Here is a 17939-nt window from a genome sequence, read left to right as displayed (position 1 = left end):
GCCACCTAACGGGCGAACAGATCGACCGCCTGCTGCATCAGTGCCAGCACGGGCTGCTCCAGCAAAGGCAGCGTCGCCACGATGCCCAGCATCCCGACCGTCAGCGTGACCGGGAAACCCACCGAATAGATGTTCATCTGCGGGGCCACCCGGGAAATGATGCCCAGCGTCAGGTTGACGAAGAGCAGCAGCGCAATCATGGGCAACGCAATCCACAGCGCGCTTGAGAACAGCGATGCGCCCAGCTCATGCACCCGCATCTGGCCCAGCGCCTGCATGAAGTTCCCGTTGACCGGGAACCGCTCGAAGCTCTTCACCACGGCCATGAGGATCAGCAGGTGCCCGTTGATCACCACGAAGAGCAGCAAGGACATGTGTCCGAAGAACCGCGCCACGGCGCTGATCTGGGTGTTGGACGATGGGTCGAAGAACGACGCGAAATTGAGCCCCATCTGCAGGCCGATGAGTTCGCCCGCCAGCTCCACCGCGGCAAACACGAGCCGGATCGCAAAGCCGATGGCCAGCCCCACGATCACCTGCTGGGCCACAGCCGCCATCGCTTCGCGCCCATTGACGCTGATGACCGGCTGCTCGCCCAGCACCCCCTGCGCGCACAGCGCCACCAGGAACGCCAGGCCCACCTTCACCCGCATGGGAATGACGCGCATGGAGAACACCGGTGCGACCGAGAACACGGCCAGGACCCGCAGAAAGGGCCACAGGATGGGCGACAGCCACGCCATCAGCTGGGCTTCCGAGAAAGTGATCACGCGCAGTCCTCAGCGGGCAAAGATGGCAAGGGCCCGGCGTCGCTCCGTACCAGGGGCACAGGCTGGCGCCTAGCCGATCACCGACGGGATGGACTCGATCGTCCGGCGAATGAAGTCCACCAGCGTGCTGATCATCCAGGGACCGGCAATGGCAAACACCACCATCGCGGCGATCAGCTTGGGCACGAACGCCAGCGTGGCTTCATGGATCTGCGTGACGGCCTGGAAAATGCTCACCACCAGACCGACCGCCATCACCACGCCAAGCACGGGCATGGAGATCATCAGCAGCAGCGTCAGGGCATCGCGCCCGATGGTCAGCACCATTTGCGAGGTCATTGCAGGCTCCTTCAGGGTACGAAGCTGGCCGCCAGCGACCCGATCAGCAGGTTCCAGCCATCGGCCAGCACGAACAGCATGAGTTTGAACGGCAGCGCGACCAGCACGGGCGACAGCATCATCATGCCCAGCGACATGAGGATGCTGGACACCACCATGTCGATCACCAGAAACGGGATGAAGATCATGAAGCCGATTTGAAACGCCGACTTCAGCTCACTGGTGACAAACGCCGGCACCAGCACGCGCAACGGCGCCGTCTCGGCCGTGACCTTGGGGTCCAGGCGGGCCAGGCGTGAAAAGAGCGCAAAGTCGGACTGCCGGGTCTGCTTGAGCATGAAGCTGCGCATGGGCGCCTCGGCCTTCTCCAGCGCCTGCTCGAAGGTGATGGCGTTGGTGGTGTACGGCACGTAGGCGTCCTGGTACACCCGGTCGAGCGTGGGCCCCATGACGAAGAACGTCAGGAACAGCGACAGCCCGATGATGACCTGATTGGGCGGCGCCGACTGCGTGCCCAGCGCCTGCCGCAACAGCGACAGCACGATCACGATGCGCGTGAAGCCGGTCATCATGAGCAGGACCGCGGGCAGGAAGGACAGGGCCGTGAAGAACAGCAGTGTCTGGATGGGCACGGAATAACTCGTGCCTGCCGGGCCGCTGCCCACGACCAGCGGCAACGCGCCACCGGCAGCCTGCGCCAGCGCCGGGCCGTGCAGCGACATGCCCAGAGCCCCGAGGCCCCCGATGGCCACCAGGCGGCGCAACGCAAGCCTGTCAACCATGGGGCGGCTTCCCGGTGCCCGCCACAGCCATCGCGACTTCCTGTGCAAACGAGTTGTCCGTGCGCACGGTCCCGTTGACGGGGCTCGCGCCCCCCGCCGGCACACCCTGGCCCACGGCGGCAGGAGCGCTTGGCAACACATGCAGGCAGCTCACGTTCTGGGCGGTCACGCCCAGCACCAGCCAGGTGCGTGCATGTTCGGGCCCCACCTCCACCGTGACCACGCGCTGCTGCGGCCCCACCGCCACCACCGACAACACGCGGGACGCGGTGCCTGCAGCCATCGAGCTGGCAGCGTGGCGCTGCTGCAAGCGCTTGACCAGCCACGGCAGGCAGGCCATGGCGCCCACGAAGAGCACCACGACCAGCAAGGTCTGGGTCATGCCGCTGCTATCCACGGCTGACACGGCGCAAGCGCTCGGAAGGCGTCACCACATCGGTCAGGCGGATACCGAACTTGTCGTTCACGACCACCACCTCGCCTTGCGCGATGAGGTAGCCATTGACCAGCACATCCATGGGCTCGCCGGCCAGCGCATCCAATTCGACGACCGAGCCCTGCGCCAGCTGCAGGATGTATTTGATCGGCACCTTGGTGCGGCCCAGCTCCACCGACAGCTGCACCGGAATGTCCAGCACCATGTTGATGTCGTTGACGGTATCGCCGCCACCACCGGCCCCGGAGAAAGGCCGCACGGGCTCACCCGACAGGGGCCCGCCCTGCTCGCCATCGGACGGCTTGGCGTCCGTGCTCTTTTGCTCTTCCAGCGCCTCGGCCCAACCCGCAAACGGGTCTTCCGCGGCCGCGTCCTTGTTGTCTTCTTCAGTTGCCATCTTTTTCTCCCAGCCAGCTCATGTCCGAACTACGCAGGCACTCTTCAATGCGAATGGCGTACTTGGAATTGTGGGTTCCGTACTGGCATTCAAAAATTGGAACTCCGCCGATCGACGCACGGATGCGCGGCTCACGGTCGAGTTCGATGAAATCGCCGGGCTTCATGGCCAGCAATTGCTCCACGGTGGCATCGGCTTTCGCCAGCTCTGCCACCAGGGTCACCTCGGCCGCCTGGATCTCGCGTGTCAGCACCCGCACCCAGCGGCGGTCCACCTCGATGGAGTCGCCCTGCGTGGACGAATACAGCACATCGCGGATGGGCTCCAGCGTGGCATACGGCATGCAGATGTGGATCGCGCCGGAGAGGTCGCCGATTTCCAGCTGGAACGCCGTGGACACCACGATTTCGCTGGGCGTGGCGATGTTGGCGAACTGCGGCTGCATTTCCGAGCGCTGGTATTCGAGCTCCAGCGGGTAGATGCCCTGCCAGGCCTTCTTGTATTCCGTGCAGATCACGTCGACCAGCCGGTTGATGACCCGTTGCTCCGTGGGCGAGAAATCCCGACCTTCGATCCGCGTCTGGAACTTGCCCACGCCGCCGTACAGCGTGTCGATGATGCCGAACACCAGGGAGGGCTCGCACACGATCAGCCCGCTGCCGCGCAGCGGGCGGATGGCCACGATGTTGAAGTTGGTGGGCACCGCCAGCTCGCGCAGGAATGCGCTGTAGCGCTGCACCGACACCGTGCCCACCGAAATCTCGGGGCTGCGGCGGATGAAGTTGAACAGGCCGATGCGGAAGTTGCGCGCGAACCGCTCGTTGACGATTTCCATCGTCGGCATGCGGCCGCGGACGATGCGCTCCTGGCTGGAGATGTCGTAGGTGCGGACGGAGCCCGCCTCGGCCACTTCCTCGACCGACTTCTGGCTTTCGCCCGTCACCCCCTCCAGTAGGGCGTCGACCTCTTCCTGCGAAAGAAACGAATCACTCATGACGGCTGGTCCTTGCGCGTGTCATTGGATGATGAAGTTGGAAAAAAGCACGCGGCGCACCGGGTTGCGCGGCTCCGCCCGGCGGCGCGCGGGGCGCTCTTCCTCATCATCGGCGGACCCCTTCTCGCGGGCGCGCTCTCGTTCGCGTTCACGCTCGGTGGGCACCGAGTAGCCCAGGGGCCGCGAGACTTCGCGCAACACATCGGTCGCCAGCTTTTCCTTGCCCTCGCGCTGCAGCAGTTCGCTGGATGTGCGCTGCGACACCAGCATGAGGATGCCGCTGCGGATGGACGGCAGGTACTGCTTGACCTGCTCGGCGGTCTTCGCATCGTCCACTTCCAGGGTGATGCCGATCTGCGCGAACCGGTCGCCGCCAGGGTCGGCCAGGTTGACCACCATGTTCTCCAGCGGCAAAAAAGTGGGCGCGACCTTGGGCGTCTCTTTTTCCTTGTGGGCGACCTTTTCTTCGCCGTCCTCGGCATCGGCGTGCGACCGGCTGGAGATGAACCACGCCGCAGCACCGCCACCGATCACCAGCACGGCCACCACCACGCCGATGATGATGATCAGCATCTTCTTGCTTTTGGCCGGAGGTGCTGCTGCGGGGGTATTGGCTGACACGATGCGGGTTCCTTGCGGTAGTGAGCAAGCCGCGCCTGCGCCATCAGGGGGCGGGCAAAGCTGGATGGCCCATTATTGGGCGAAGAGGCAACCAATAATAGCCAGAATAAAAGCCATAAACCATGGCATTCAGCACGCTCCCCCCGCCCCGCGGCCAGACCCGGGGGCGGCGGGCGGCCAGCGCCCGGCCCCAGGGCGCGCGCTAGCGCCCTACACGAAGATGTCGACCGCGCGCTCCGGCGAGCCGCCGCTGCGCTGCAGCGATGCCGTGCCCGCTGGCGCGGCGGAGATCACCTGCCCCTGGCGGGCGCCCTCGCGCTGGCGCTGCTGTTCACCCGAGCCCGAGCCCGCGCCCTGGCCGGCCGATGTGCCGACCGACATGCCCGACAGCACCAGGCCCTCGCTGCGCAGCAGGTCGCTCAACTGCGCCATGCTGCGGTCCAGCATGTCACGGGTCTGCGCCTGGTCGCTGCGGAAGGACACGTGGGCTTCGTTGCCCGAGAGCGACACGGACACCTCGACCGGCTGCCCATCACGGGTGAGCGTGAGTTCGGCGTTTTGTGTTTTCTGGTGGACCCAGTAAGCCGCCTGGTCCGCCACCTGCTCTTCCAGACCGGCCTGGGCCGGGTCGGTGAACACGGTGCCATCGACGGCGCCCGCCTCCTGCGGTCCACCGGTCGACATGCCGTCGCCCCATGTGGTCGCACCCTGCTGTCCGTCACCCGCACGGCCCCCCGAGGACTCTGCGCTGCGCGCGGACGCGGTGGCCGCGAGCAGGCCATCGACGGCCGGCGCACCCGCTTCCCAAGCCCCGAGGCCAGGCGTACCGGCAGTGGAACGCTCGCCCGCCGCGGCGCCGGTCACGCGCTCGCCCACGGCCTGGAAGGCGGCTGCGACCGTGGGCGTGAAGGCCTGTGGCGACAGTTGCAGCTTGCCGCCGTCGACCGCCGCCGACCGGCTGCCCAGGGATTCGATGGATTCCGCCTTCTGCGCCAGCGCATTGCTCTGCATGCGCGAGAAGGCCCGCCCGAACCCTGGCGCCGCACCTGGCTGCTGGCCTCCCTTGAGGTCACCGGAGGTGTCCAGCATCGTGGTTTCAGCGACCAGGCCTTGGGGGACGCCGTCTGCACCCATCAGCGCACCCGCCAGCGGATTGGCGCGCCCGCCCCCCCCCAGCACGGCGTCCGCGGCTGCAAGGCTTGCCGTGTCGCTGGCTGCGTGTCCTTGGGCCGATGGCCCCCCCAGCAAGCCCTGCCACGCCGCCATCGCGGCAGCATCGACCGCCTCCTTGCCTGCGTCAGGCAGCAAGGCGGTGGCGTCCTGGTCCGCGCCCACCGTTCCCAGCGGAGCCCCTTCCAGCGGCCCATCCCCCAGCGCAGCCAGCAGCGCCAGGAACCCGCCCGAGCCTGCGGCGTCCGTGGTGTCGGTCCCCTGCGCGGCAGACCGGGGCCGTGCAGCGTGGGCCGGCTGCGTGCCTTGCGGTGAAGAAATTTTTGTCGGTTCCATGCTTGCTACTCCTGGCCCACCGAACTGCGGCTCGCGCTGCTGTACTGCAGCGCGGCCCGCTCGTCGGTCTGTTTCTGATCTCTTCGTGTCTGCGCCAGCTCCAGGTCGTGGCGGCGCTTGTCGATGACTTTGCGCAGGCTGGCGAGCCGCAGTTCGGCGTCCAGCAAGGCGCGCCGCGCGGCCTCCACCCGGCCTGCGTGGTCCCCCACCACGCCCGTCTGCATGCCCGCGGCATGGCCCAGGCGGTCCATGAACTGGTAGTGGTGGTACATCACCTCCGGCTGCATGGCCGTGTCGGCCTTCATGCCCCAGCGTGCTTCGGTCTCGCGGGCGTAATCTTCCAGCTGATCCAGTTGCGCGCGCGCGGCCTGCTGCGCCGCCAGCGTGTCCTGCAGCACCTTGCGGGCGTCGTCACGCTTGCGCTCGGCAACGTCGATGGCCACGGCGAGGGAGTGGAGGTTGGACATGGTGGGCTACGCAGGGTGAGGGCGCAATGCGGTCAACGGTCCAGCACCGACGCCATGCCGCCGACGCTCTCGTCCATGGAGGCGGCCTCGAACATGTCCTGCTGCAAGAAGGCGGCCATCTCCGGCTGCAGGCGAATGGCCTCGTCCAGCGCCGGGTCCGATCCGCTCATGTACGCGCCCACCTGCACCAGGTCGCGGCTCTTCTGGTAGCGCGAATACACGGCCCGGAACCGCCGGGCCAGGTCGAAGTGGTCGCGCGACACGACGTTGTGCATCACGCGCGATGCGGACTGCTCGATGTCGATGGCCGGGAAGTGCCCCGTCTCGGCCAGCGCGCGCGACAGCACGATGTGGCCGTCCAGAATGGCCCGGGCGGCATCGGCAATCGGGTCCTGCTGGTCGTCGCCCTCCGACAGCACGGTGTAGAACGCGGTGATGGAGCCCACGCCGTGCAGGCCATTGCCGCTGCGCTCCACCAGCTGGGGCAGCTTGGCAAAGCACGATGGCGGGTAGCCTTTGGTGGCCGGCGGCTCGCCGATGGCCAGCGCGATCTCCCGCTGGGCCATGGCATAGCGCGTGAGCGAATCCATGAGCAGCAGCACATGCTTGCCCTTGTCCCGAAAATGCTCGGCCACCGCGGTAGCATAGGCCGCGCCCTGCATGCGCAGCAGCGGCGGCGCATCCGCCGGAGCGGCCACCACGACCGAGCGTGCGCGGCCGTCCTCGCCCAGGATGTCCTCGACGAATTCCTTGACCTCGCGGCCCCGCTCGCCGATCAGCCCCACCACGATCACGTCGGCGCGGGTGTAGCGGGCCATCATGCCCAGCAGCACGCTCTTGCCCACGCCGGAGCCGGCAAACAGCCCCAGCCGCTGGCCGCGCCCCACGGTCAGCAGCGCATTGATGGCGCGAACGCCGGTGTCCAGCGACTCGCGCACGGGGTCGCGGTCCATGGCGTTGATCTGGCGGCGGCCCATGGGCTCGGCCACCACGTCCTGCACGGGCCCGCCATGGTCCAGCGGCAATCCTTGCGAATCCACCACCCGCCCCAGCAGGCCTTCGCCCATCGGCAGGCGCAGCACGCCGGCGCGCTGGATGACGCGTGCCGGCTCGCCCAGGCGGGGAATGGGCACATAGGGGGCCGCAGGCACCACGCTCGCACCGCTGGAGAGCCCATGGATGTCGCCCGCCGGCATCAGGAAGGCGCGGTCGGCAGAAAAGCCCACCACTTCGGCCAGCACCGGTTCATGCCCGGGCATCTGCACCATGCACTGGGAGCCCACCGGCACGCGGATGCCGACAGCCTCCAGCACCAGGCCCGTCAGGCGCGTGAGCGTGCCACGGGTCTCCAGGGGCGCCGGCTCGGCCACGCGCTCGCGCGCGTCGTCCATGAACCGCGTCCAGGCAGAAGGAGCGTCAACGCTCATCGCCGCCCTCCTTCTCCTGCTGGCTCTCCGGCTCCTGCCACGGCGACTGCAGGCCCAGCGCCGCAATGGCCCGCTGCCAGCGCTTGTCCAGGCTGCCGTCCACCACGGTGCCGGCGGACTCGACCACGCAGCCGCCAGGCGCCACGGCGGCATCCGCCACCCACTTCACGCCCGGCCCGTCCAGGTCTTCGCGCAGCGGCTGCTCGAGCGCCTGCATGTCGGCAGGGTTCAGGCGGACCATGGCCGGGCGGCCTTCCGTGACGAGCATGTTCACCGCTTCGCGCACCACGGGCTGCAGTGCGCTGGGGTTGACCGAAAGCTCCTGCCGCACCACCTGGCGTGCGATGTCGCAGGCCAGCTCCAGCAGTTGCTGCGCCATCTGCTGCTGCATGTCGATCAGGCTCGCGTCGAACGCCTGCTCCACGCCCTTGAGGCGCTGGGCGGTCTCCGCGCCCTGCTGCGCGATGTAGGCGTCCATGCGGCGCTGCCACTCGAGTGCCGTCTCGGCCTGGGCTTGCGCGAACCCTTCGGCATAGGCATCGTCGCACGCTTGCTGGACGAGGGCCTGCTGGGCCGCTTCGTCCACCTCGGGCGGCAGCTCCGCCACCGCTTCGGCGGGCTCGGGCTCGAGCAGGTCGGAGCCATCCACGGCACCGAACTTCCATTGGGTGAAGTCGCCCACCTCTTCGCTGGGGATGAAGCGGGAATAAGAGCGGCTAGACGAATGCATCATCACCACCGCCTCCGATCACGATCTGGCCTTCGTCGGACAGGCGACGCACGGTCTTCAGGATTTCCTTTTGCTGCGCCTCGACCTCGGACAGGCGCATGGGGCCGCGCGACTCGAGGTCTTCGCGCATGGCTTCGGACGCACGCGAGGACATGTTGGACAGGAACTTCTCGCGCAGCTCGGGCACCGCGCCCTTGAGCGCGACGATGAGCGTCTCGGACGCCACTTCCTTGAGCACGGTCTGGATCGCCTTGTCGTCGAGCTTGAGCACGTCCTCGAACACGAACATCTTGTCCATGATCTTCTGGGCGAGGTCCGGGTCGTAGCCGCGGATCGATTCGAGCACGACGGCGTCCATGTTGCCGCCCAGCAGGTTGATGATCTCGGCCGCGGCCTTGACGCCGCCCAGCGAGCTCTTGCGGATCTTGTCGCCGCCGGCCAGCACCTTGAACAGCACCTCGTTCAGGTCCTTGAGCGCCGTGGGCTGGATGCCCTCCAGCGTGGCCACGCGCAGCAGGATTTCACTGCGCTGGCGGTCCGTCAGGTGCATGAGGATGCCGGACGCCTGGTCGCTGTCCAGGTGCACCAGGATCGCCGCCACGATCTGCGGATGCTCGTTGCGCAGCAGTTCGGCCACGGACAGCGGGTCCATCCACTTGAGGCTTTCGATGCCCGAAACGTCGCCGCCCTGCAGAATGCGGTCGATGAGCAGCCCGGCCTTGTCGTCGCCCAGCGCGCGCTTGAGCACGGCCCGCACGTAGTTGCCGGTGTCGGACACCAGCAGGCTCTGCGCGGACGCGGCGTTGGAGAACTTGTTGATGACCTGATCGACCTTCTCGCGCGACACCGACCGCATGCGGGCGATGGTCTCGCCCAGCTTTTGCACCTCCTTGGGCGAGAAGTGCTTGAAGACCTCGGCAGCCTCTTCTTCGCCGAGGGACATCAGCATGATGGCGGCGTCGTTGAGTCCTTGCTCGTCCATGGTGGTCGTCCGGAATGAATGGGTTTATCAGGCGGGGTCGCCGTTGAGCCACGACTTCAGGATGTTGGCGACGGCCACAGGATTTTCCTTGGCCAGCACGCGTGCATCGTCCAGGCGCAACTGCTCGGGCGTTGCAGGCAGCACCTCGTCCTTCTTGTTCGGCGCCGGCAGCGCGGGGCGCTCGGGCGTCTCCGACTCCAGCGCATCGAGCTGGCCACCGGCCGCAGCGACGGGCTGGGGCTTGGCGGCAGTGCCGCTCTTGAGCGCAGGCCGCACCAGGCCCAGCAGCACCAGGGCCGCGAAGAGCACGGCACCCACCGGCCAGGCAAAGGTCTTGGCCAGGTCGATCACCTCGGGCTGCTTCCACAGCGGGGTGTCGTTGACCGGTGTGGCGTCGACCAGGAACGGCGTGTTCATGAGGTTGACCGAGTCGCCGCGCTCCTTGTTGAAGCCGATGGTCTCGCGCACCAGGGCGGTCATCTGCTCGAGCTGCTCGGGTGTCAGCGCCTTGGTGATCGGCTTGCCCTTGTCCTCGGCCGTCTGGTAGTTCACCACCACGGCGGCGCTCAGGCGCTTGACGTTGCCGGTGCTGCCGCGGGTGACGCGCACGGTCTTGTCCACCTCGAAGTTCGTGGTCGACTCGCGCTTGCTGGTCTGCTCTTCGGTGCCCTGCTGGCTATTGCCGGCTGTGGGTGCAGGGTTGGCGCCATTGACGGGCGCTGTGGTCGGGGCCGGTGGCTGGTTCGACACGGCACCGGGCACGCCCGTGGCGGTCTTGTTGGCGCTGCCCTTGCTCTCGAGCACCTGCTGGCTGCGGATGGCGGTGGAATCGGGGGTCTGGTTGGGCCGGAACTGCTCGGACGTGGACTCGGTCTGCGTGAAGTCCACTTCGGCCGTCACCTGCGCCTTCACGTTGTTGCGGCCGACCACGGGCTCCAGGATGTCCATGATGCGGCGGGTGTACTGCTGCTCGAGCTGCTGCACGTGCAGCAGTTGCTGCGCATTGACCTCGGTGCCCGTGCCGCCACCGTCTGGCGACTGCGACAGCAGCTTGCCGGTGTCGTCGAGCACGCTCACGGCAGAGGGCGACAGCTCGGGCACGCTGGACGCCACCAGGTGCACGATGCCCGCCAGCTGGGCCCGGTCCAGGATGCGGCCGGGGTGCAGGCTGACCAGCACCGATGCCGACGGCTTTTGCTGCTCGCGGAAGAAACCATTCTGATTGGGCAGCGCCAGGTGCACGCGGGCACCCTGCACCGAGGACAGCGCCTGGATGGAGCGGGTCAGCTCGCCTTCCAGCCCGCGCTGGAAGTTCAGGCGCTCCTGGAACTGGGTCATGCCGAACTTGCTGGACTCCATGAGTTCGAAGCCCGTCACCGAGCCCTTGGGCAGGCCCTGGGTGGCCAGGCGCAGGCGCACGTCGTGCACGCGGTCGGACGGGATCAGGATGGCGCCGCCGCCGTCCGCGTACTTGTAGGGCACGTTCATCTGCGATAGCTGGGCGACGATGGCGCCGCCATCCTTGTCGCTCAGGTTGGCGAACAGCACCCGGTAGTCGGGCTGGCGGCCCAGCACGATCGCAGCAATGGCCACCGCGACCAGCAGCGCCACACCCACGCCCAGCCGCATGCGCTTGGCCCTGTCCAGCGTGGACAGCCGCTGCAGCCAGTTCGGGCTGGCGGGAGGATTGAGGGGTATTTCAGCAACTGCAGACATCTTGCGTTCCAGTAAGGAAGGCCCGACGAGGGACCAAAGCGTGGGGTCGATTATTCGGTCCCGCCTCCGAAATGTTCGCTGAATAAGCCGCGCGTTTGGCCATCAATTCCCAGCGATGAACCCCGGCGCGATGGCTAGGATACGCAGCATACCCCTATTCCCCACGGAACCACAGCCATGGACCTTCGCATCTCCAGCTCTACCGCCCCCCTGACGGGCGCAGGCGTGGCGCGCCGTGCTGCAGCGCCGCAAAACGACGCCAACGACGTGGGTTTCTCGGGCGCGCTCAAGGGCGCGCTGCAGTCGGTCAGCGCCGCACAGAACAAGTCGTCCAACCTGCAGACCGAAGTGCAGATGGAAAATCCCTCGGTCAGCCTGGAAGAGACCATGGTGGCCATCCAGAAGGCGCAGATCGGCTTCCAGGCCACGCTGCACGTGCGCAACCGCATGGTGCAGGCGTATACCGACATCATGAACATGCAGGTATAGCAGGGGCACTCCCCTGAGGCGCTGCGCGCCTTCCCCTCGCTCTCACAGCGCTGCGCGCTGTGGGCAAGGGGACGATGCCCTCGCTGCGGGGCGGCCCTTGCTGGGCATCCCTCGCGGGGGAGCGCGCCGGTATCGAACCGTGGGGGCCTACTCCTGATTTCGTAGCTGCTTGCGCTGGTTGGATAAGCGCTGCGGGCACTTTTTACCTCCCAAAATACACGCCACGCTCTTGGTATCGGGGACTTCGTTGCCCGTGGAGCCTTCGCGCCAGGAGTCAGGAGCTAATTGCTCTTAATTTTATAGCTGCTTGCGCTTGATAGACAAGCGGTAGAACCCTATTTGGCCCATGAAAAAGCCGACCTCGTAGGGTCGGCTTTGTCTTGGGCTTCAGCGCAGGGCTCAGTGCATCATCTGCGGCTGGCCTTCGAACAGGTGTTCGAACTGGGCGAGCCAGGGTTCTGCCAGGCAGCGGATCTGGGCGTCGTTGCGCAGGATGCGCTGCATGATGCGGCTTTTTTCGCGGCGGTGCTCGGGGAGCAGCTCGTGCTCTTGCGACTTGAAGCGCAGTTGCTCGATCAGCACGGCACAGGCGCCTTCGTAGCGCACCACGCCGTCCCAGTCCTTGAGCTTGGCAGCCTCCAGCATCTTGGCACTGCTGTCTTCAATCGCCTTGTAGTAATCAATCAGCATGTGGGACATGACTCAAGCCTCCACCAGCACGGGCTGGCCAGCGGCAGGGGAATTGGCGGGAGACGCGGAAGCCGCGCCGGTTTTCTTGATCTCGCCCCAGCCCTGGGCCACGGGTTCGATCAGGCGCATCACTTCCAGCATGATGGCGTCGTCGTTGCGGGCGTTGGCCAGGATCAGGCGGCGCATGCAGTAGTCGTACAGCGCACCGAGGTTTTCGGCCAGCTCACCGCCGTCCACCTTGTCCAGCGACGTGCTCAGACCTTCTTCGAGGATCCGCACCGCCTTGCCGATGGCGTTGACCTTGCCCAGCACGTCGCCACGGGCCAGGGAGCCCCGCGCGGTGGCGATGGCGTTGAGGACACCTTCATACAGCAATGCGACCAGCTGGTGCTGGTCCATCGTGTGCATGCTGGTCTCCACATTGATGCGCTGATAAGCGTTGGCTGCACGAGGGCTGTAGGCGCTGAACATGCTGACAATCCTTCCGAGGTATTACTTGAGTTATCGGCCTGCGCCAGAAAAACTGAAGCCTCTTTAGCCCGTCGATTTGTTCCAGGCGGCCACCTGCTGCGAGATATAGGTGTTCAGGCCGTTCAAGCTGCTCAGCTGGGTATCGAGCGCGTTGTAGCGCCGCGTGATCCGCTTCTCGAAGGAGTCGACCTTCTCGCTCACGCGGGTCTGGTCCTGCGAGTTGCGCTTGAGGTTCAGCTGCAGCGTGTCGTCCTTGGATTTGAAGAATCCGTCGTTGGACAGCAGGTTGGTGGTCAGCGCCTTGAGCTGCACGGCAATGCCGTCCGCCGCGCCGCCGCCGGTATTGCGAAACAGGTTCTTCACATCGTCCGGATTTTCGGACAGTGCCTTGTTCAGCTTGGTGGTGTCCACCGCCAGGTTGCCGCCCAGCTGCTGGGTGATGCCCACATCGGCCAGGCGCTGGAAGGCGCCGCCGCCCGTGGTGACCGACTGGATCGCGTTGCGCAGCGAGTTCTGCAGCGCCACGGTCGTGGAGTCGCCCTGCAGCAGGCCGGCCGACTTGGTCTTGGCGTCGTACTTGGTCGCATCCTGCAGCAGTTCGTTGATGGCGTTGTACGCCTTCACGAAGCCGTCGATGTTGGACTGGATCGCCGACTGGTCCTTGCCCACGGTGATGTCGATCGGCGCGGTGGTGACCTGCTCGGCCTTGAAGGTCACGCCGGACACCGTGGACGCGAAGGTGTTCGTCGCGGACGACACGGCAATGCCGTTCACCGTCGCCTTGGCGTCGGCGGCCACGGCCGTCACGGTGGAGCCGGCCACCAGGCGCGACAGGCCCGAGGCATCGGTGTTGCCCGCGCTCAGCGGATCGGTGTCGGCGCCTTCCATCACGCTCAGGCGAAAGCCGAACTCCTCGCCCGTGCTCTTGCTGCGCAGCAGCAGACGCTCGCCCGAGGCGTCCGTGAGGATCGACGCCGTCACGCCCGCATTGGAGCCATTGATCTTGCTGGCCACGTCGGACAGCTTGTCGCTCGCACTGACGGTGATATCGACCGGCTGGCCGGACCCGGGCGTGAAAGACGCCGGAGAGACGCTCCACTTGCCCAGCTCCAGGCGCAGCGTACCGGCGCCCAGCGCACCGCCGACCGGCAGCAGTGCCGCGGAGGCGGTGGCCTGGGCCTTGGCCAGGCTCTGCACCTCCACGCTGAACGTGGTGGGCAAGGTGCCACCGACAGCGGTGGCGGATACGAATTTGGAATCGGACGAGGTGGTGGAGACACCATTCCAGCCCGTCACGCTGGTCAGCTTGCTCGCGGCATCCTGCAGCGTGGACACCATCGACTTGATCTGGCCGAAGGCGGAAATCTTGGTCTTGACCGTGGCGGCCTCGACACCCAGCTTGGTCAGTGGCGCTTTTTCCAGTTCGACCAACTTGGAAATGATGTCTTTGACATTCAGCCCATTCGTGCCGACACCTACGGATGAAATCGTGGCCATAACAACCTCCTGAACTGGTCCAACGGAAATTATGGCGCCGAATGGCCGCCAGCATCGTCCGTATTCACACCAGGAAACCCGTCTTATCCAGCGGTCCTGGCACCCACTGGCTTGAAGTGCCCGATGGCAGCGAAGCAATCTGCCGCCAAAAAGCCAAATGGCGGCGACAGAAATCTGCCGCCGCCTGGTCCCGCCGGGGCGCTGCAACGCCCCGACCGCCCTACCCGCCGCTTAACGCAGCAGGGCCAACACACCCTGTGGCAGCTGGTTGGCCTGGGCCACCATCGCCGTGCCGGCCTGTTGCAGGATCTGCGAGCGCGACAGGTTGGCCGTTTCTGCGGCGAAGTCGGCATCCAGGATGCGGCTGCGCGAAGAAGACAGGTTTTCCGACGTCACTTGCAGGTTGCTGATCGAGGTTTCGAAGCGCGATTGCAGAGCACCGAGCTTGGCGCGTTCGCCGTTGATGAAGGCCAGGGCGGAGTCCACGGTCTTCAGGGCGTTGGTGGCGTTGCCGAACGTGGTCACGTCCAGGTTGGCCACCGTTTGCAGTGCCGAGCCGCCTGCATCCAGCTGGTTGCTGGCCGAGGTGATGGCGAAGGACTTTTCCGAGTCCAGCGTGATGTAACCGCCGGTGGACACGTTTTCTGCCGTGGTGTCGGCCGTCAGCGTGCGGGCGGTGCCGTTGCTGGCGCCGGCAGCGTCGTAGCCCGTCACCGTCACGGCGGCAGCGTTGGCATTGGCGGTGTCGCCCACCACGATGTCATTGCCGGTGGCGTTGGTCAGGATCACTTGCGTGCCGTCGGAGCTCAGCGACGCATTGATACCGGTCTTGGCGGTCTGGTCGTTGATGGCGGACACAGCGGCCGACAGGCGGTCGGTGCCGGTGGCGGACGTCAGCGTGAACGACACGGTGCGGGGTGCGCCGGCGTTGTCGCCTTCCAGGGTCAGCGAGTAGGAGCCGGTCGATGCCATGCCGCCCAGACGCACTTCGGTGCGGGCCGTGGCGGTCACGCCAGTGCTGGCCTTGATACCGTTGATCTGGTCGGCCGTGGCCTTGGCGGTGGCGCTGGACGCCACGGTCAGGCTGCCGGTGCCCAGGTAGCCGCTGATGGACACAGCGCCGCTGGTCACGCCGTTGTTCACAGCCGTCGTGCCGCTGGCAGGGGCTTGTGCGCCGATGCCGGAGCCGTTGGAGGCCACGTTCTGGTTGTTGCCGTACACGCTGGTGCGCAGGTTGGCAGTGGCAGCCACGATGGTCTGGTTGGCGTTGGCGCCCACTTGGAACTGTTGCGTACCGAACGAGCCGTCCAGCAGCTTGGCGCCGTTGAATTCGGTGGTTTGCGAGATGCGGTCCAGTTCGGAGACCAGTTGGCCCACTTCCTGTTGCAGGGCTTGGCGGTCGCCAGCGCTGTTGGAGGCGTTGGCCGATTGCACAGCCAGTTCACGCACACGTTGCAGGATGTCGCCCGAAGCCTTCAGTGCGCCTTCAGCGGTCTGCGCCAGGGAGATACCGTCGTTGGCATTGCGAACCGCCTGGTTCAGGCCGCGGATCTGGCTGGTGAAACGCTCGGAAATCGCGAGGCCGGCCGCGTCGTCCTTGGCGCTGTTGATGCGCAGGCCCGAGGACAGGCGCTGGATGGACGTGTTCAGCGACGTTTGGCTGGTGCCGAGGTTGCGCTGAGCGGTGAGCGAGGCGATGTTGGTATTGATGGTGGAAGCCATTGCAAATCTCCAGAAAGAACTGACTGAATATGGCGTTGCCGCCGGCCGGGGTCGCCAGCACCACGCTGGCCTCCTGGGTTCTCCAGCGCTCCTTAGCCTCTGGTGAACGGCGGGCCGCTTACGGACCGTTGCAAATGTTTTCGGGTCGCCGCCGGAAAACTTGAGGGTCAAACGCACAAGTTGTGCGACTTTTTTGCCGCTTATCTCCCCAACGCCAAAAAGTGGCGTCTCCACAATTCGTCCATCGTTCCCTCATTGACAGCCGGACGGGTGCGCTTGAACCGGCAAACAGATCCGTCTTGCGACGTTAAGGAGTTTCGCCATGGCAGCAACCATCAATACCAACATCAGCTCGCTCACCGCGCAGCGCAATCTGGGCACCAGCCAGGCCTCGCTGAACACCGCCATCCAACGCCTCTCGTCGGGCTTGCGCATCAACAGCGCCAAGGACGACGCGGCGGGCCTGGCGATTTCCGAGCGCTTTACCAGCCAGATCCGTGGCCTGAACCAGGCTGTTCGCAATGCGAACGACGGGATTTCTCTCGCCCAGGTGGCCGAAGGCGCCATGGGCTCCGCCGGCAACATCCTGCAGCGGGTGCGTGAACTGGCCGTCCAGTCGGCCAACGCGTCCAACAGTGCCGGCGACCGCCAGGCCCTGCAACAGGAAGTCGGCCAATTGGTGGCAGAACTTGACCGGATTTCGCAAACCACCGAATTCAACGGCCAGAAATTGCTGGACGGCACATTTGGTACGCAGCAGTTCCAGGTCGGTGCCAACGCCAACCAGACCATTGTGGCGGCCACCGCCAACCTGCGCACCAGCGTGTACGGCAACAACCAGAACATCGCCTCCAACGGTTCCGGCATCGGCGCGCAGGCGCCGGTCAGCGGCACCACGGCCGTCTCCAACGGCGTGACCAGCGGCGCTGTGTCCATCAGCGGCTACCTGGGCACCGGCACCATGACGGTGGCCTCCAACGCCACCGCCAAGGCCACGGCCGACCAGATCAACTCCCTGCAGTCCACCACCGGCGTCACCGCCACGGCCCGCACCGAAGTGCGCCTGGCCGGCATGGCATCGGCCGGTTCGTACTCGCTGACGCTGGAAGGCGACAACATCGGGGCCGCCCGCACCGTGTCGTTCACGCTGACGTCCGCCACCGGCACCGACCGCCTGTCGCCCGCGGTGTCGGCCATCAACGAGCAATCGGCCAAGACGGGCATCAACGCCTCGCTGAGCTCGGACGGCACGCAGATCATCCTGACCAACGCGACCGGCAATGACATCGTGATCGGCGACACCGCCAACGCCAACGCGGCCGCTGTCACCGTGACGGGCTACGACGCCGCCGGCGCCAGCAACGGCACGGCCCGCACGCTGACCGCCGACACCACGGCAGAGAACGTCTCCACCGGTGGCTACATCACGCTCGACTCCGAAAAGTCGTTCGCCCTGACCTCGGCCAGCAACCAGCTGGACAACGGCGGCTCGTCGCTGCACACGGTGGCCAACCTGGATGTGACCACCTTCACCAACGCGACCGATGCCCTGAAGACCGTGGACTCGGCCCTGGCCTTCATCAGCGGCGAACGCGCCAAGCTGGGCGCCATGCAGTCGCGCTTCGAGACCAGCATCGCCAGCCTGCAGATCACGTCGGAGAACCTCTCCGCCTCGCGCAGCCGCATCCAGGACGCGGACTTCGCGGCGGAAACCGCCAACCTCTCGCGCGCCCAGATCCTGCAGCAGGCCGGCACGGCCATGGTGGCCCAGGCCAACCAGATCCCGCAGGGCGTGCTCTCGCTGCTCAAGTAATTCACCAGCAGCCTGGTGCCAGCCCCTCAGGTGGTGGAACGATGACGACGACAAAGGGGCCCCGACGGGCCCCTTTGCCTTTGTGCGTGG

General features: G+C 66.2%; 19 protein-coding genes. 2 read left to right on the top strand and 17 right to left on the bottom strand.

The genetic code is table 11. The annotated features are described in order from the left end of the window. Positions 1–5 precede the first annotated feature (5 nt). The 13 genes from fliR to fliF form a co-directional block, all read right to left on the bottom strand. Complete coding sequence (fliR, locus tag ACIGHN_RS15070) at positions 6–770, bottom strand: flagellar biosynthetic protein FliR (protein WP_056419985.1); 765 nt, start codon at positions 768–770, stop codon at positions 6–8. Between the two features lie 69 nt (positions 771–839). Beyond that, positions 840–1109 (bottom strand): flagellar biosynthesis protein FliQ, encoded by a 270-nt coding sequence (fliQ, locus tag ACIGHN_RS15065; RefSeq protein ID WP_056419989.1) that lies wholly within the window; start codon positions 1107–1109, stop codon positions 840–842. Positions 1110–1120: 11 nt separating this feature from the next. Further along, a complete protein-coding gene (fliP, locus tag ACIGHN_RS15060) occupies positions 1121–1831 on the bottom strand; it encodes a flagellar type III secretion system pore protein FliP (protein ID WP_235504102.1) in 711 nt (236 codons plus the stop codon). Positions 1832–1883: 52 nt separating this feature from the next. Next, positions 1884–2273 carry a FliO/MopB family protein gene (locus tag ACIGHN_RS15055; protein WP_396505011.1) on the bottom strand — a complete coding sequence of 130 codons (390 nt, stop codon included), beginning with the start codon at positions 2271–2273 and terminating at the stop codon, positions 1884–1886. A gap of 7 nt (positions 2274–2280) precedes the next feature. After that, on the bottom strand, positions 2281–2724 hold the full coding sequence (gene fliN, locus ACIGHN_RS15050) for a flagellar motor switch protein FliN (protein WP_396505010.1): 444 nt from the start codon (positions 2722–2724) through the stop codon (positions 2281–2283). After that, positions 2714–3718, bottom strand: coding sequence for a flagellar motor switch protein FliM (gene fliM / locus ACIGHN_RS15045; protein ID WP_396505009.1), 1005 nt, complete (start codon positions 3716–3718; stop codon positions 2714–2716). Before fliM ends, fliN begins: the two co-directional genes overlap by 11 nt. 21 nt (positions 3719–3739) lie before the next feature. Next, complete coding sequence (fliL, locus tag ACIGHN_RS15040) at positions 3740–4339, bottom strand: flagellar basal body-associated protein FliL (RefSeq protein ID WP_056420005.1); 600 nt, start codon at positions 4337–4339, stop codon at positions 3740–3742. A 210-nt stretch (positions 4340–4549) separates the two neighbouring features. After that, complete coding sequence (locus ACIGHN_RS15035) at positions 4550–5845, bottom strand: flagellar hook-length control protein FliK (RefSeq protein WP_396505008.1); 1296 nt, start codon at positions 5843–5845, stop codon at positions 4550–4552. 5 nt (positions 5846–5850) lie between these two features. Next, the gene (gene fliJ, locus ACIGHN_RS15030; protein ID WP_056420008.1) at positions 5851–6312 is read right to left on the bottom strand and encodes a flagellar export protein FliJ; all 462 of its coding nucleotides are present in this window, start codon (positions 6310–6312) and stop codon (positions 5851–5853) included. Between the two features lie 32 nt (positions 6313–6344). Next, complete coding sequence (gene fliI / locus ACIGHN_RS15025; protein WP_056420010.1) at positions 6345–7739, bottom strand: flagellar protein export ATPase FliI; 1395 nt, start codon at positions 7737–7739, stop codon at positions 6345–6347. Further along, complete coding sequence (locus tag ACIGHN_RS15020) at positions 7729–8472, bottom strand: FliH/SctL family protein (RefSeq protein WP_396505007.1); 744 nt, start codon at positions 8470–8472, stop codon at positions 7729–7731. The genes fliI and ACIGHN_RS15020 overlap by 11 nt, the downstream gene beginning before the upstream one ends. Further along, positions 8456–9451, bottom strand: coding sequence for a flagellar motor switch protein FliG (gene fliG / locus ACIGHN_RS15015; protein ID WP_056420012.1), 996 nt, complete (start codon positions 9449–9451; stop codon positions 8456–8458). Before fliG ends, ACIGHN_RS15020 begins: the two co-directional genes overlap by 17 nt. 27 nt (positions 9452–9478) lie before the next feature. Beyond that, positions 9479–11167 carry a flagellar basal-body MS-ring/collar protein FliF gene (gene fliF / locus ACIGHN_RS15010; protein WP_056420015.1) on the bottom strand — a complete coding sequence of 563 codons (1689 nt, stop codon included), beginning with the start codon at positions 11165–11167 and terminating at the stop codon, positions 9479–9481. Positions 11168–11344: 177 nt separating this feature from the next. On the opposite strand from fliF, the gene fliE reads away from it, so the two are divergent. Beyond that, positions 11345–11656, top strand: coding sequence for a flagellar hook-basal body complex protein FliE (fliE, locus tag ACIGHN_RS15005; protein ID WP_010466044.1), 312 nt, complete (start codon positions 11345–11347; stop codon positions 11654–11656). 399 nt (positions 11657–12055) lie between these two features. Here fliE and ACIGHN_RS15000 read toward each other — a convergent pair whose 3' ends face one another. The 4 genes from ACIGHN_RS15000 to ACIGHN_RS14985 all read right to left on the bottom strand — a co-directional run bounded on the left by ACIGHN_RS15000 (position 12056) and on the right by ACIGHN_RS14985 (position 16036). After that, the gene (locus ACIGHN_RS15000; protein ID WP_056420017.1) at positions 12056–12355 is read right to left on the bottom strand and encodes a flagellar protein FliT; all 300 of its coding nucleotides are present in this window, start codon (positions 12353–12355) and stop codon (positions 12056–12058) included. 3 nt (positions 12356–12358) lie between these two features. Continuing rightward, positions 12359–12817, bottom strand: a complete 459-nt coding sequence (gene fliS / locus ACIGHN_RS14995) for a flagellar export chaperone FliS (protein ID WP_056420020.1) — start codon at positions 12815–12817, stop codon at positions 12359–12361. A gap of 63 nt (positions 12818–12880) precedes the next feature. Further along, complete coding sequence (gene fliD, locus ACIGHN_RS14990; RefSeq protein ID WP_056420022.1) at positions 12881–14314, bottom strand: flagellar filament capping protein FliD; 1434 nt, start codon at positions 14312–14314, stop codon at positions 12881–12883. 231 nt (positions 14315–14545) lie between these two features. Next, on the bottom strand, positions 14546–16036 hold the full coding sequence (locus ACIGHN_RS14985; protein WP_056420025.1) for a flagellin: 1491 nt from the start codon (positions 16034–16036) through the stop codon (positions 14546–14548). 322 nt (positions 16037–16358) lie between these two features. On the opposite strand from ACIGHN_RS14985, the gene ACIGHN_RS14980 reads away from it, so the two are divergent. Continuing rightward, positions 16359–17849 carry a flagellin gene (locus ACIGHN_RS14980; protein WP_056420029.1) on the top strand — a complete coding sequence of 497 codons (1491 nt, stop codon included), beginning with the start codon at positions 16359–16361 and terminating at the stop codon, positions 17847–17849. Positions 17850–17939: the final 90 nt, after the last annotated feature.

This window comes from Acidovorax sp. NPDC077693, assembly GCF_044542805.1.
Classification (GTDB): Bacteria; Pseudomonadota; Gammaproteobacteria; order Burkholderiales; family Burkholderiaceae_C; genus Acidovorax.
Note: the sequence above shows the minus strand (reverse complement) of the source record. Positions and strands in the feature narration are given on the sequence as shown.